Raw genomic sequence first — 13493 nt, 5'->3', positions numbered from 1 at the left:
TATTATTTAATAAAGTGCGTTAAGGCATGAATATTGGCTATTTCAATATCAGCCAGCCCTTTATAAGCATAATTGGCGCCTTGATCGTTTAACCATACCGATTGGCAACCGGCATTATTTGCGCCTTGTACGTCTGTATCAAGGCTATCGCCAATGTGTAAAATTTCACTTTTAGCAACGTTTAAGTGCTCGGCGGCTTTATCAAATAAGGTGCTGTGAGGTTTTGCTTTACCATGCATGCCGGCTTGTAATACAAGCTCAAATTTATCGTGTAAGTTAAAGCGTTCAATTTCAACGTTACCATTAGTTATAGCAACCAGCGTAAAGTGCTGGGCTAAGTTATCTAGCAGCTTTAGTACGTCGTCGGTTACCACTATTTTACTGCGCGCATCGGCAAAGGCGTTGTAGGCAGCATCGGCATGATGCTCTACCTCTTGCTCGTTCAAATCTAGTTTAGAGAGGGCTAAGCGCAGTGTATGTTGGCGCCATTTAGTGACGTTATCAGCAAGTTCAGGTAACTTTAATACGGCCTCATTGCGGCATTGTTGCCAGTATTTTGGGCCTTGGGCTAAGTAGCTCGGGAGCGCGTTTAAATAATTTTGCTGCGCTTTAACGGCTGCTTTTATAATAGGATGGTTGCTGTATAGCGTGTCGTCTAAATCAAAGCTCATGACAGAAAATGGCTTAATAGCACGATTAAATCGGATCATATTACTTCCTAATCAGTTCGTTTTTTTGCGCGAGGATGGGTATTGTCGTACACCTTGGCTAAATGTTGAAAATCTAAATGCGTATACACTTGTGTAGCCGACAAACTACTGTGCCCTAGTAACTCTTGCACGGCGCGTAAATCACCAGATGATTCTAAAATATGTGACGCAAACGAGTGGCGTAACTTATGCGGGTGAACCTGCGAGCTAATGCCTTGTTTTATTCCCCACTCTTGCATACGCAGACGCACTTGGCGAATTGAAATACGATTTTTTTGGCTACTTAAAAATACGGCTGTTTGATCGGGCTTTGCAAACTGAGGGCGTATTGTGAGCCATTTTTTTAGTGCGTCTAACGCTTTTTTACCAACCGGAATTAACCGCTCTTTATTGCCTTTACCACGCACTAAAATTTCGCCATTGGCAGCGCTAATATCTTGCATGTTAGCGCCAACTAACTCGCTTATACGCAGCCCTGATGAATACATCAACTCCATCATCGCTTTATCTCTAATTGCGAGAGGTTCGTCGTCGGGTATTTCGAGTAAGCGTGCCATTTGATCTACATCGAGATTTTTAGGTAGAGGCTTCGCAAACTTAGGGCCTTTTATACCTATTGCCGGATTATGGTAGTGCGATTGCTCGGCAATATTTTTTGCTTTTAAAAACTTATACAAGCTGCGAATACAACTGAGCTTTAAGCTAATTGTACGGCCACTTAATTGTTTTGAGCGCAGCGCCATGCTGTAGCGGCGAATATGCTCGCCTTGCACGCCAAACCAGTCGTCACACAATTTGCTAAAATAAAGGGCAGCAAAGCCAAGTTGGCTTACGTATTGGTTAACTGTGTGCGCTGAATATTGTTTTTCAAACTTTAAATAATCGCTAAATAGCGTTATGGGTGCGCGCCAGTTGTCGCTTAACTCAGTGGTATTAGGCGCATCGTCACTCATGCTAGTTTTTGTAACCGCAGATGTAATGCGTTTATAAAGTCGAGTACAAAAAGATTATCTTGAGCGGGCTCAAAATGGTTTACGTTACTGCTACCAAACGCCAAAATAGCGATAGGGTGCTTGGTGTCGCCAATTAAATAAATAGCGACGGATTGTGTATCTTCACTAAATAATTGTTCGCGCTCTTGTTTATTAATTCGCCCTAAATAATGCCCTGAATGGGTAAGGCGATGCGCAATAAGCTCGTCGTACTCGGGGTTATATTTTACTAATTTGCAGTCGTTAACATCTTCACTTGAGCAGATTATATTGCGTAGGTTATTTGCAAGAGTGTCAAAATCGTCATGATTCCAAAGCTGGCGATGGCACTGGCTAAACAAACGATATACAAGCTCGTTTTGCGTTGCATGCTTGCTCATGGCGTCTATTTGGCTTTTTAAAAGCGTGTTGTGCTCGCGTAATTGGCGTTGCTGAATATGTACCAGCGACGTTGCACCTTGAGCTTGCTGTTGCAGCTCAAGTTGTGCGAGTAGCTCGGGGTGATGAACTAAAAAGTCAGGATGTTGATGTAAGTAATCAATAACCTGTTCTTTACTTAGCTCGCTCATAGCGCTACTTGCCCGTCGAACACATGCTCTGCGGGGCCAGTCATGCGTACTGGGTGACCTTCGCCACTCCAACGTACTTGTAAGCTACCGCCTGGTAAATCTACTTGAACAGTTGTTGATAACTTATTTTGCATATGACCAATCACCATTGCTGCACACGCACCTGTGCCACAGGCTAGGGTTTCGTTAACGCCGCGCTCCCACACTCTTAATTTAATGTGTTCATGCGATACAACTTGCATAAAGCCAATGTTCGCTTTTTGCGGAAAACGTTCGTGGTTTTCAAGTAATGGACCCAATATATCAACTTGCGCGGTGGTTACGTCGTCAACTTCTAGCACGCAATGCGGGTTACCCATAGATACCGCGCCACTAAATACAGTGTGTTCTTCGGTTCTAATAATATAAGTAAGCTCACGCTTGCTCGCTTTTAAAGGGATTTTACTTGGCTCAAAATTTGGATGACCCATGTTAACCGTTACTTGACCGTCTTTTTCTATGTAGAGCGTTAAGTTGCCCGACTTGGTCGACACAGTAATTTTATGCTTGTTAGTAAGGCCCTTCATACGTACAAAGCGGGCAAAACAGCGTGCGCCGTTACCGCATTGTTCTACTTCGGTACCATCGGCATTAAATATTCGATAATGAAAGTCGAGATCAGGAGAGTACGGCGCTTCAACCATCAGCAATTGGTCAAAGCCAATGCCAAAATGGCGATCTGCCAGTTTTTTGATTTGATCTCGCGACAAAAAAACATTTTGTGTAATGTTATCAATCACAACAAAGTCGTTGCCTAAGCCGTGCATTTTGGAAAAATTAACTAACATAGCGCTCTAATTCGGTTTTGCTCTGTGCTAATCATGCCACAGAGCAGCTAGTAGACAAAAACGTTTATGGTAAAACTTTCTCACCCTGATAAAGGCTTTCAATAGTTTCGCGTTCACGAATAAGATGATGCTGCTGACCATCTACCATAATTTCTGCAACACGCGGGCGCGAGTTGTAGTTTGAGCTCATTGTAAAGCCATATGCACCCGCACTTCGTTGTGCAAGTAAATCGCCTTGTTTAAGCGCTAGATCGCGGTCTTTTCCTAAAAAGTCGCCGGTTTCGCACACCGGACCCACAATATCAAAGTTGTGAGTAGGTGTTTCGTCGTCGCGAACGGATACCGGAATAATTTTTTGCCACGCTTGATAAAGCGCAGGGCGAAGCATATCGTTCATACCAGCATCTACAATTGCAAAAAACTTGTCTTGGTTTTGTTTAATAAATTCAACTTGAGTGACCAAAATACCTGCGTTAGCTGCAATAGCGCGCCCTGGTTCAAAAATAAGTTCAAGATGTTTGTAGTTAGCTAAGCGTTCGGTAACTTGCGCTGCATATTCACTTGGGTGTGGTGGTTGCTCGTTGTCGTATGGCACGCCTAAACCGCCACCAATGTCTAAGTGAGTTAGCTCAATACCGTTGGTTTTTAGCTCATCAATAAGCGCCATTAATTTATCAAGGGCTTCTAAAAAAGGTCTAACTTGCGTTAATTGAGAGCCAATATGGCAATCGACACCAATTACTTTTAAACCAGGTAAAGCCGCTGCTTGTTGATAAACACTCAGCGCAGTTTGTATATCAATACCAAATTTATTTTCTTTTAAACCGGTAGAAATATACGGATGTGTTTTTGCATCTATGTCTGGGTTTACGCGAATAGAAATAGGCGCTTCTAGGTTAAGCTCGCAAGCCACTTCAGAAATACGCTCAAGCTCAGACGCCGACTCTACATTAAAACATTTAATGCCCAGTTTTAATGCGTAAGCTATTTCGTCAGACGTTTTAGCCACGCCTGAAAAAACCACTTTAGAGGCATCCCCTCCCGCTTTAATTACACGCGCTAGTTCGCCTTTAGATACAATATCGAAACCTGATCCTAAGCGCGCTAATATATTAAGTACGGCAATATTTGAGTTTGCTTTTACAGCGTAACATACCAAGCTTTTATGATTTTTAGTGGCGTTAGCAAATGCTAAGTAATGGCGCTCAAATGTAGCACGCGAGTATACATAACACGGCGTGCCGTATTGCTGCGCTATGCTTGCTACGCTGACGTCTTCGGCAAATAATTGGTTGTTTTTGTAGTTAAAATAATCCATTTATTGCTCCTGACTTTGCGATGTTTTAGCTTGCTCAGCGGTAGTGGCTGGTTTAGCTGTATTTTGAGGTTGGTTTTGCTCTGTTTTTTGCTCTGGTAAATATAACGGACCGCTTTGTCCGCAGCCAGCTAAGGCGCTTAACAGTACAGTGCTTATTAATAGTCTTTTTAATTGTAAGGTATGTGTCGCTTTCATTAGATTAATACGGTTGCTGGCTTTATAATCGCAGAGTAACAGAATATCTAAAAAATGCAGCTATTCGCGGATGATTTTATTCCTGTTACACTAGCTGCACATTTTTAAAGCTAAAACGTACCCAATATTAGGCGGCTCGCCTGCAAAGGAAATAACAATGACTGAACACGAATATCACCAATTAGCCGAAGCTCTTATGTTCACTATTGAAGAGCAGGTTGATGATTGCGAAGCTGATTTAGATTATGAATCGGCACAAGGTATTTTAGAAATTATTTTTCCTGATAAAAGTAAAATAGTGATCAATAAGCAAGCACCTCTTCACCAAGTATGGGTTGCGACTAAGTTTAACGGACATCATTTTGAAATGCGTGATGGGTTATGGATTGATAACCGCTCTGGCGCTGAATTTTGGGCGTTTATAAATGAAGCCTCAACTCGCCAAGCAGGCCAAGAAGTTAAGTGGCAATCATCACTATGAGTTTAGAATTTGTAGAATATGCAGCCCAAAGTGAACACAAAGCAACGGTTATTTGGTTACATGGTTTAGGTGACTCTGGGGATGGTTTTGCGCCAGTAGCCCCACAGCTAAATTTACCAAGCGAGCTTGGTATACGGTTTATTTTTCCGCATGCGCCAGTGCAACCGGTCACCATAAATGGTGGCATGGAAATGCGCTCTTGGTACGATATTAAGTCTATAGAATTAGATAAGCGTGCCGATGAACAAGGCGTAAGAGATTCTGCTGCAAAGGTAGAAGAGTTAATTAATAAAGAAATTGCTAATGGCATTCCTGCTAATAAAATAATTTTAGCTGGTTTTTCTCAAGGTGGTGTTGTGTCTTTGCATTTAGCGCCGCGCTTTGAGCAAAAGCTTGGGGGTGTTATGGCGCTCTCTACTTATATGTGTGTGCCACACAAATTTGCTGATGAAGCAAAACATACTGATTTAAACGTATTTATGGCTCATGGTAGCCAAGATAACGTTGTACCGCACAGTGCGGGTAGAAATGCGTTTGAAGTATTAACAGCACATAACATGGATGTAAGCTGGCAAGAATATCCAATGGCTCATCAAGTTTGCGCAGAAGAATTGCAAGCTATTCGCCAATGGTTAATTGCTCGTTTAAGCTAATTTTGGAACCGCTGAGGTCAATATGAGTCAAAAAATAGTTATAAAAGCAAATGTTAAACGCGAATTACAACAGAGCGTACCAACGGTAAGCTACGAGTGGAATTGGCGTCGTATTGTGAGTATTGCTATGTTGGTATTAATGACCTCTGCAGCAGTTGTTTATGGCTTAACCACCTCTGTTAATGCAGATCAAGGTGAGCACCCAAATGAGCAGGAACAATTCTTAAGTTTCAGCAGTAACGCTGAAAACCAAACAAGCGATGAGGTAATGGATGTTGAGCCTCAATCATCAGTAAACAATAGCCCTAATGAGCCTGCAGAGGTAATGCAAGCTCGGATTGAACCGTTGTCAGCTGAGCAAAATGAGACTCAACTAAGCATTTCAAGTAATACACCTGCCGAAGTAGACCTTGTAAATAATCCCCCGGCTTTGTTGGCTAACAACGATATTGTTACTGATCAAAGCGAAAGTATTAATACAGAGTTAAACTCAAACCTTGATAATGATGTGCAAGAAGAAACCGCAGAAGCCCAAAACGTAACTGAGCCTGCAAGTCAAAGTGACTTACTTTTAGAGTTAGAAAGTGATGATGGCGCATTGAGTGGCACTGAAGGTTTTTCCTCTACAGCACATGTGGCAAGTGTGGCATTGGGGGCGCAAATAGACACGGATAAAATTAGTCGCGCGGTACTTACTCGTAAAGTAAGTAAGCGTGAGCCTACTAATGTGTTTGCTGCTGATATTAGGTTAAGCCAGTTTGAGGAAGGGTTATCGTTTTTTAGCGAGATTAAAAACCTTCAAGGCCAGCAAGTTAAGCATGTTTGGTCGTTTGAAGGTGAAACGATGGCTGAAATTACACTTAATGTTACTTCGCCTCGTTACAGAACGTACTCAACAAAAAATATAATGAACACACAAACAGGTCATTGGCGTGTTGATGTAGTTGATGAGCAAGGTAATTTAATTGCCCAAAAAGAATTTAGAATTTTAGCTGACTAAAACTGGCTAAACGCAGTAATTAATTGGATACCCCTATGACAGAAAAAACAAAATTAGTACGCATCGCAACGCGCAAAAGCGCTCTAGCACTTTGGCAGGCCGAATTTGTAAAAGCAGAGCTTGAGCGTTTTCATGCAGATGTGCGCGTAGAATTAGTCCCAATGTCGACACAAGGGGATATAATTTTAGATACGCCATTGGCCAAAATTGGCGGTAAAGGCTTATTTGTTAAAGAACTAGAGCAAGCCATGCTAGATGGCCGAGCTGATATTGCCGTACATTCTATGAAAGATGTGCCAGTAGAGTTTCCTCAAGGGCTAGCACTGCATACTATTTGTGAGCGTGAGGATCCACGCGATGCGTTTGTATCAAACAATTTTGCAAATTTAAGTGCCCTACCACAAGGCTCTATTGTTGGTACTTCGAGCCTACGCCGCCAGTGCCAAATTAAGGCACTTCGCCCTGATTTAGATATTCGTGATTTACGCGGCAATGTAAATACGCGTTTAGGTAAATTAGATGACGGCCAATATGATGCTATTATTTTAGCGGCTGCAGGGCTTATTCGTTTAGAAATGGAGTCGCGTATTGCTGACTACATTGAGCCAGAAGTGTCATTACCAGCAAATGGTCAAGGCGCTGTAGGTATTGAATGTCGTATTGATGATGAAGTAACCAAAGCATTACTTGCACCACTTGAGCATACACAAACACGTATTCGCGTAAACGCAGAGCGTTCGATGAATCGCTATTTAGAAGGTGGTTGCCAAGTTCCTATTGGTGCTTATGCATTGGTTGATGGCGAACAAGTGCATTTACGTGGTTTAGTTGGTGCTGTTGATGGCAGCGAAATTTTACGTGACGAAGTAACAGGCCATGTAAATGACGCAGAAAAACTAGGTATTGAGCTTGCTAAAAAATTACTAGCTCAAGGTGCAGACAAAATACTAGCTGAAGTTTATAGAGACGCATAAATGACACATATTCTGATAACTCGGCCCGAAGGAAAAGGCGCAGCCCTTGCACAGCAACTTGAGCAAGCGGGTTATCAGGCGTCTTTATTTCCGGTATTAAAAATAACGCATTTAACACCCTCCAGCACTGAGCTTAGTCCACTATTAAATGCAGATAAAATAATATTTATATCGCAAGATGCAGTCAGTGCACTTTCGCAATTAAAACCAGATATAAATACCAAAGCGCAATTTTATGCGGTTGGACAACAAACAGCCGATGTTATATATGAGCAATTTGGTGTGCGCGCAGCAGTACCAAAGCAGTATGATTCAGAAGGGTTACTTGCGCTTAAATCACTCGCCGAGGTGGATGGCTGTAATATAGTATTAGTTAAGGGCCAAGGTGGCCGTCCTGAGTTAGCTAAAACGCTCAAAGAGCGCGGTGCTTTTTTAAATAATTGTGTTGTGTACAAACGTGAGCCTACAGAGAGTATCACCTCCAACTGGACAGACCACTGGAAAAGCCAGAATGTACACGGTATAGTCACAACAAGTAATGCAGCAGTTGATGCTATATTTAAAAGCCTTACTGCACACCAACTACAATGGTTACAACAGTGCCGATTTTATGTTGCTAGCGAGCGTATAGCCGCTTATTTAAAGCTGCAACAGGTAAGTTCGGCTAATATACACATTGCAGCAGGGGCTAGCGATAATGCTATGTTTACCTGCATAAATCAGCAAGGTAGCAACATGAGCGAACAGTCAAAGCCAGTAACGGCAGAAAAAGCCACACCAACAATAGCTAACACGACCTCTGCTAAATCAACTAAGCAAGACCCTACAGCTACAAAAAGTACGGCAGACAAAAGTAAACAAAAAATAAGTAAGGTTGCAGTACTTGCGCTTCTTATTTCGTTAATTGTGGCCTCAGGCGTGGGTTACGAGTTTTATCAAAAATTAAATGCTGGTAAGGCGCAAAACCTAGCCGTTAATGAGTTAAGCGAGCAAAATAAGTTACTCACCCAGGAGCTGCAAGCACTTAAATCGGCGCAATCTAATTTGCAACAAGCGCTGTTTAATAGTGAAGAAAAAGTTGCCGCAGCCCTAAATGAAAGTGCAGTTCAAAATCAGCAAGAACTAAAAGCGGCTTTGCAAAAGGCGCAGCAACAAGGCTCATCGTTAAACCCGCAAGAAGTAACCAGCTTACAGCGTATGGCTGAGTTTAAACTATGGGCTGAAAAAGACTACCAAGGCACTAGTGCTGTTTTAAAGCGCTTAGATGGATTACTTAGTGAGCACCCAGGAACAGTTGAAGTTCGCCAAGCGATTATGCAAGATATACAAACACTTGATAGCCTTAAACCTATTGCAACAGAGGCTATTTATTTACAGCTAAACAGTGTACTAAGCAGTATTGACGACTTAGTTTTTAATGCAGTTAATTTACCAGAAGAAGCAGCTGCAATAGATGAAAATGCTTTAAGTGGTGACGTGAGTGATTGGCAGCAAAACTTGAGTAATAGCTGGAATAAAATTGTGGATAGCTTTATTACTATTCGTCAGCACGAGGGTGTTTCCATTGAGCCATTACTTACGGATCAAGAGCGCCATTTAATAAATCAACGAATCAAGCTTAATATAACTCAGGCACAAGATGCACTTATGAGTAAGCAGGCGAGTATTTTCTTTAGCGCCTTAAGTGAAGCAAAACGTTTAGTTGGTGAGTACTTTAAGCAAGACGATGATACAACTAAAACGGTACTTAAAGCGTTGTCTAAACTTGAAAAAGAGCAGCTTAACTTTAATCCAAAAGTAACCTTAAACAGTACACAAAAGGTTAAGGAGTGGGCGCAATGATAGGGCTAATTATTTTAATTGTAGCTATTGTTGTTGTACTAGCGGTTACTCCATTTGTTCTAGATGAAAAAGGTTATGTACTTATTTCATTTAACAATACGACGATAGAAGGCACGATAGTATCGTTTTGTATAATGGCAGTCATTACCGCTGTTGTTTTATATTTAACATATAAGTTAATTCGTTATTTATTATCGATTTATCATAATACTAAGCATGGCTTTTTTGCACGTAGCCAAGAGCGCAAACAAGTAGCTATTGAGCAGGCTCTGTGGAGTGCTATTAATGATGATTACGAGCACGTAGAACAGGCTTTATCGGGTAATAGCGTACCAGATAAGTTTGAAGATATTCGCTTAGCATTACTTGCAAAAGCAGCGCTTGCTAATAATCAAACAGATAAAGCACTTGAGCGTTTATTTGAAATAAGCCCAGAGCATCAATTAAAAGTAGCAAAGCTATGGTTGGCAAGTGGCGATAGTAGCGCGATTGAATCACAAATGCGTATTAGCGCAGAAGCTAAAAAAGCCACCGCACTTGAGTTAAAACTTTATGCAGAAGTATTAGTACAGCAACAACACTTTAGTGCGCTGGAAGACTTTTTGCCGCGTTTACTGCGCAAAAAAGCACTTACTGATGCACAGTGGACGCAGTTATTTAGTGCTTATTTTAATGCGTTAGATGCAGACAAGCTGAGTGAAAAATATAAACAGCTACCGAAAAAGCTGCAAGCTCATGCCCACACCGCATATTTAATGCAAATGGCGCAAGCAGGTCAATTGGCTGTTATTGAAAGTGACTTAATTAAGATGGTTAAGCATAGTGAGCAACACTTAGAGCTTGCAAATATATTAAGTAAAGCAACAGCAGCCGATGCAGCTAAGTTGCAAATAAGCATTCAAGAACGCCTTAAGAAGGATGATTCAAATAATTCACTATTACTTGCGCTAGCTTGCCTTGCTAATGCTAAGGGTGATTATGACTTAGCAGCTAGAATTTTTGATAAAGCACTGAATAGTGAAAATAAAAAACAGTTCTCTGAACAAGCTGTGTTGAGTTATAAAAATAGTGCACAGGCAGAAAAGGCGCTCGTTTTATATCAATAAATGACTACACTATAACTACTTAGCATTTTTTGTAGTTCAGGAGCACAAGCTTTGAGAAAGTTTTTAATATTAACCCTTAGCTTGGCTTGTGCTTATTTTTTTACTGGGTATTTTAGTAACTCACTTCTTGCTGTAGATGGCTATGCGGTCGCCTCTTGGCCGCCCTCAGGAATTGCTTTAGCGAGCTTTTTAATTTGGGGACGTAAGTCATTTGTTGGCCTTATTATTGGTGCTTTTTGTACTAACTTAATTCACCTTGATAACGCAGTCGATATTCTTCACTTTAATGTTTTTTTACAAGCTACTTGCGTTACTTTAGCCTCGGCTTTACAGGCTTGGGTTGGCCGTCAAATTATAGTAAATGTTATAAAAGCTCCACTAGATTTATCTTCTTTAAAACACAGTGTTCAAAGCTTAATAGTCGCAGGGCCAATATGCTGCGTTATTGCTGCAGGAGTAGGAACTAGCTTATTAGCATTAAATAATGTGATTCCGACCAATGCTATTTTTGATAATTTTATCGCATGGTGGATTGGTGACAGTATTGGTGTACTTATATTTACACCATTAGTATTGGCTGCTTTTAACTACACGCAAGTACGCCATCGTATGCTGGTGATTTTACCTTCACTATTAATTTATATACTAATCAGCGTTAGTTTTTATGGTGCTGCCAGTGTTAAAAAAGAAAAAGATATTCAAAAGCAAGAAGCCAAAGTACTTGCTGTACAAAACGCTATAAGCCAAAAGCTCGACGGTATTACTGCTCACTTAGGATTACTAGCTGCATATTTTGCTAGTAGTGATGACGTGAATTTTAAAGACTTCAAACAATTTACTTCAAAGCAGTTGGGCTACAGCCAAGAAATTCTAGCGTTTGAATGGATACCTTATATACCAGCAAATAAACTCGCAGATTTTGAAGCTCGTGATAATACAGCCACAGGCAAACCTCTATATATAAAAGAAAAGTCACTAGATGGAGCTTGGCAACCAGCAGGTACGCGTAGTAATTACTTTCCTGTAAAGTACGTATATCCCTTAAAAGGTAATGAAGATGTTTTAGGGTTTGATTTAGCTTCTAGTAAAGTAAGAGGTGCAGCGCTTAGCAAAGCGAAAGAGCTTAATGAACTTGCACTAAGTGAGCCAATTAACTTGGTCCAAAATACAGCTGAAGACGGTGTACTCTTTTTATATCCTGTTTTTGGAGAGTCGTCTACCGAAGATGATTTTCAAGGTTTTGTGGCAGCGATTGTCAGTCTGAAACGCTTATCGCAAACACTATTATTTGATCACAACAACTCAATTTCAGTCAGTTTTTTTGATACAACGATACCAGGGAAAAAGCAGGCAATTTATATTGCCGATACCGATAACTCGCAAACGCTGTTTAAAGAATATCAATTGTTGATTAGCAAACGTATGTGGCAGGTTGAGTTATATGAGCCAATAGTTAGAACGTCTTGGTTAGTATATTGGCTTGCACAAATAGTAGGTATGTTGTTTGTGTGGTTACTGATTACATTTTTGATTTCAGTTACTGGTACAAACATACAAATTCGCGAACAAGTGGCCAAGCAAACATATACACTACGCAAAGAAAAACAAAAAGCAGATGAAGCGAGTCATATAAAGGGGCAGTTTTTAGCAAACATGAGCCACGAAGTCCGCACCCCTATTAACGGTATAAAAGGGCTGCATTATTTAGCGCTCCAGCAAAACGATTGGCAACAAGCTAGAAGTTACATAGAGCAAGCAGATGGGGCACTTGGTGTTTTACTGAGGGTATTAAACGATGTGCTCGACTTTTCAAAAATGGAAGCAGGCAAGCTAGACTTAATACAAGAGCCTATTAATGTAGCGAGTTTAGCGGATGAAATGCTTAATTTACTTCAGTTTGAGGCTGACATTAAATCAATAAAGTTAAGTCTCGATTTTGATAAAACATCAAATTTGGTCATTAATACCGATCCAATTCGCTTAAAACAAGTGCTGCTGAATCTGCTCAATAATGCGGTTAAATTTACAGGGGAAGGTGAAATCACTCTGAAAATTTGGCAATCGAAAAAAATGACTTATTTTAGTATTAACGATACGGGTATTGGTATTAGTAGCGAAGCACAGAAACAATTGTTTAAACCGTTTGCACAAGCTGATAGCTCAACCTCACGCCAATATGGTGGTACAGGCTTAGGATTAAGTATTTGCAAAAAGCTGGTTGAGTTAATGGGTGGTGCAATTGATTTAGTTAGTTATGAAGGTAAAGGCTCTACATTTACATTTAGTTTGCCGCTAATATCGCCTTTACCAAAGGCAGAGCAAATTCAGCAGCAATACAACGCAATAGACGTAAGTACATTATCATTTACAGGCTATAAATTACTTTTAGTAGAAGATAATCCACTTAATCAGCATGTTGCTAATGCTATTTTAAAAACGAAAGGCTGTATTGCCGACATTGCTAACGATGGTTTTGAAGCCATAGAAAAGCTAGCCGAAAATAGCTACGACATTGTGCTTATGGATATTCAAATGCCAAAAATGGATGGACTCAAAGCAACAAAAGTAATTCGTCGTGATTTAGAGTTAATTGATTTACCCATAATAGGGCTATCGGCGAACGCCCATGACGATGACGTTAAAAAGGCACTAGCCTGTGGAATGAATGGCTATATTACCAAACCTATTGATGCAGATACGCTTTTTAAAACTCTTTGGCATCACTTATCAGGAAAATAGGCTATATCATTTTTTTGCACAAAAAGCAGACATATGACCGCTAAAACTTACCGCAAATCATATAGAATTGAAAAATAACTGTATCTG

At 40.6% G+C, this 13493-nt stretch carries 13 protein-coding genes; 7 read left to right on the top strand and 6 right to left on the bottom strand.

Annotated features, from left to right (window positions below; all coding sequences use genetic code 11):
* Nucleotides 1-2: 2 nt before the first annotated feature.
* From L655_RS0118790 to L655_RS0118765, 6 genes are all read right to left on the bottom strand, one after another.
* On the bottom strand, nt 3-710 hold the full coding sequence (locus L655_RS0118790; protein WP_024605939.1) for an HAD-IA family hydrolase: 708 nt from the start codon (nt 708-710) through the stop codon (nt 3-5).
* An 8-nt stretch (nt 711-718) separates the two neighbouring features.
* Complete coding sequence (locus tag L655_RS0118785; RefSeq protein WP_024605938.1) at nt 719-1663, bottom strand: tyrosine recombinase XerC; 945 nt, start codon at nt 1661-1663, stop codon at nt 719-721.
* Nucleotides 1660-2271, bottom strand: a complete 612-nt coding sequence (locus L655_RS0118780; RefSeq protein WP_024605937.1) for a DUF484 family protein — start codon at nt 2269-2271, stop codon at nt 1660-1662. The genes L655_RS0118785 and L655_RS0118780 overlap by 4 nt, the downstream gene beginning before the upstream one ends.
* On the bottom strand, nt 2268-3098 hold the full coding sequence (gene dapF / locus L655_RS0118775) for a diaminopimelate epimerase (RefSeq protein WP_007580548.1): 831 nt from the start codon (nt 3096-3098) through the stop codon (nt 2268-2270). The genes L655_RS0118780 and dapF overlap by 4 nt, the downstream gene beginning before the upstream one ends.
* Before the next feature lie 64 nt (nt 3099-3162).
* Nucleotides 3163-4416, bottom strand: a complete 1254-nt coding sequence (gene lysA / locus L655_RS0118770) for a diaminopimelate decarboxylase (protein ID WP_024605936.1) — start codon at nt 4414-4416, stop codon at nt 3163-3165.
* Nucleotides 4417-4611 (bottom strand): lipoprotein, encoded by a 195-nt coding sequence (locus L655_RS0118765; RefSeq protein ID WP_024605935.1) that lies wholly within the window; start codon nt 4609-4611, stop codon nt 4417-4419.
* Between the two features lie 157 nt (nt 4612-4768).
* Between L655_RS0118765 and cyaY the strand changes: the two genes are divergently transcribed.
* From cyaY to L655_RS0118730, 7 genes are read left to right on the top strand one after another with little or no spacing between them, the layout of a single operon-like run.
* Nucleotides 4769-5092, top strand: a complete 324-nt coding sequence (gene cyaY / locus L655_RS0118760) for an iron donor protein CyaY (protein WP_002960979.1) — start codon at nt 4769-4771, stop codon at nt 5090-5092.
* Complete coding sequence (locus L655_RS0118755) at nt 5089-5745, top strand: alpha/beta fold hydrolase (RefSeq protein ID WP_002960978.1); 657 nt, start codon at nt 5089-5091, stop codon at nt 5743-5745. Before cyaY ends, L655_RS0118755 begins: the two co-directional genes overlap by 4 nt.
* Nucleotides 5746-5767: 22 nt before the next feature.
* The gene (locus L655_RS0118750) at nt 5768-6745 is read left to right on the top strand and encodes a DUF2914 domain-containing protein (protein ID WP_024605934.1); all 978 of its coding nucleotides are present in this window, start codon (nt 5768-5770) and stop codon (nt 6743-6745) included.
* Nucleotides 6746-6780: 35 nt separating this feature from the next.
* Complete coding sequence (gene hemC / locus L655_RS0118745) at nt 6781-7719, top strand: hydroxymethylbilane synthase (RefSeq protein ID WP_024605933.1); 939 nt, start codon at nt 6781-6783, stop codon at nt 7717-7719.
* Nucleotides 7720-9561, top strand: coding sequence for a uroporphyrinogen-III synthase (locus L655_RS0118740; protein WP_024605932.1), 1842 nt, complete (start codon nt 7720-7722; stop codon nt 9559-9561).
* Nucleotides 9558-10667 carry a heme biosynthesis HemY N-terminal domain-containing protein gene (locus tag L655_RS0118735; RefSeq protein WP_024605931.1) on the top strand — a complete coding sequence of 370 codons (1110 nt, stop codon included), beginning with the start codon at nt 9558-9560 and terminating at the stop codon, nt 10665-10667. The genes L655_RS0118740 and L655_RS0118735 overlap by 4 nt, the downstream gene beginning before the upstream one ends.
* 51 nt (nt 10668-10718) lie before the next feature.
* Complete coding sequence (locus tag L655_RS0118730) at nt 10719-13406, top strand: CHASE domain-containing protein (protein WP_024605930.1); 2688 nt, start codon at nt 10719-10721, stop codon at nt 13404-13406.
* The last annotated feature ends 87 nt before the right edge of the window (nt 13407-13493 follow it).

The sequence above is a fragment of the Pseudoalteromonas sp. TAE79 genome (assembly GCF_000498015.1).
Lineage (GTDB): Bacteria > Pseudomonadota > Gammaproteobacteria > Enterobacterales > Alteromonadaceae > Pseudoalteromonas.
The sequence above is the reverse complement of the archived record's forward strand: the minus strand, read 5'-3'. Positions and strand labels throughout refer to the sequence as shown.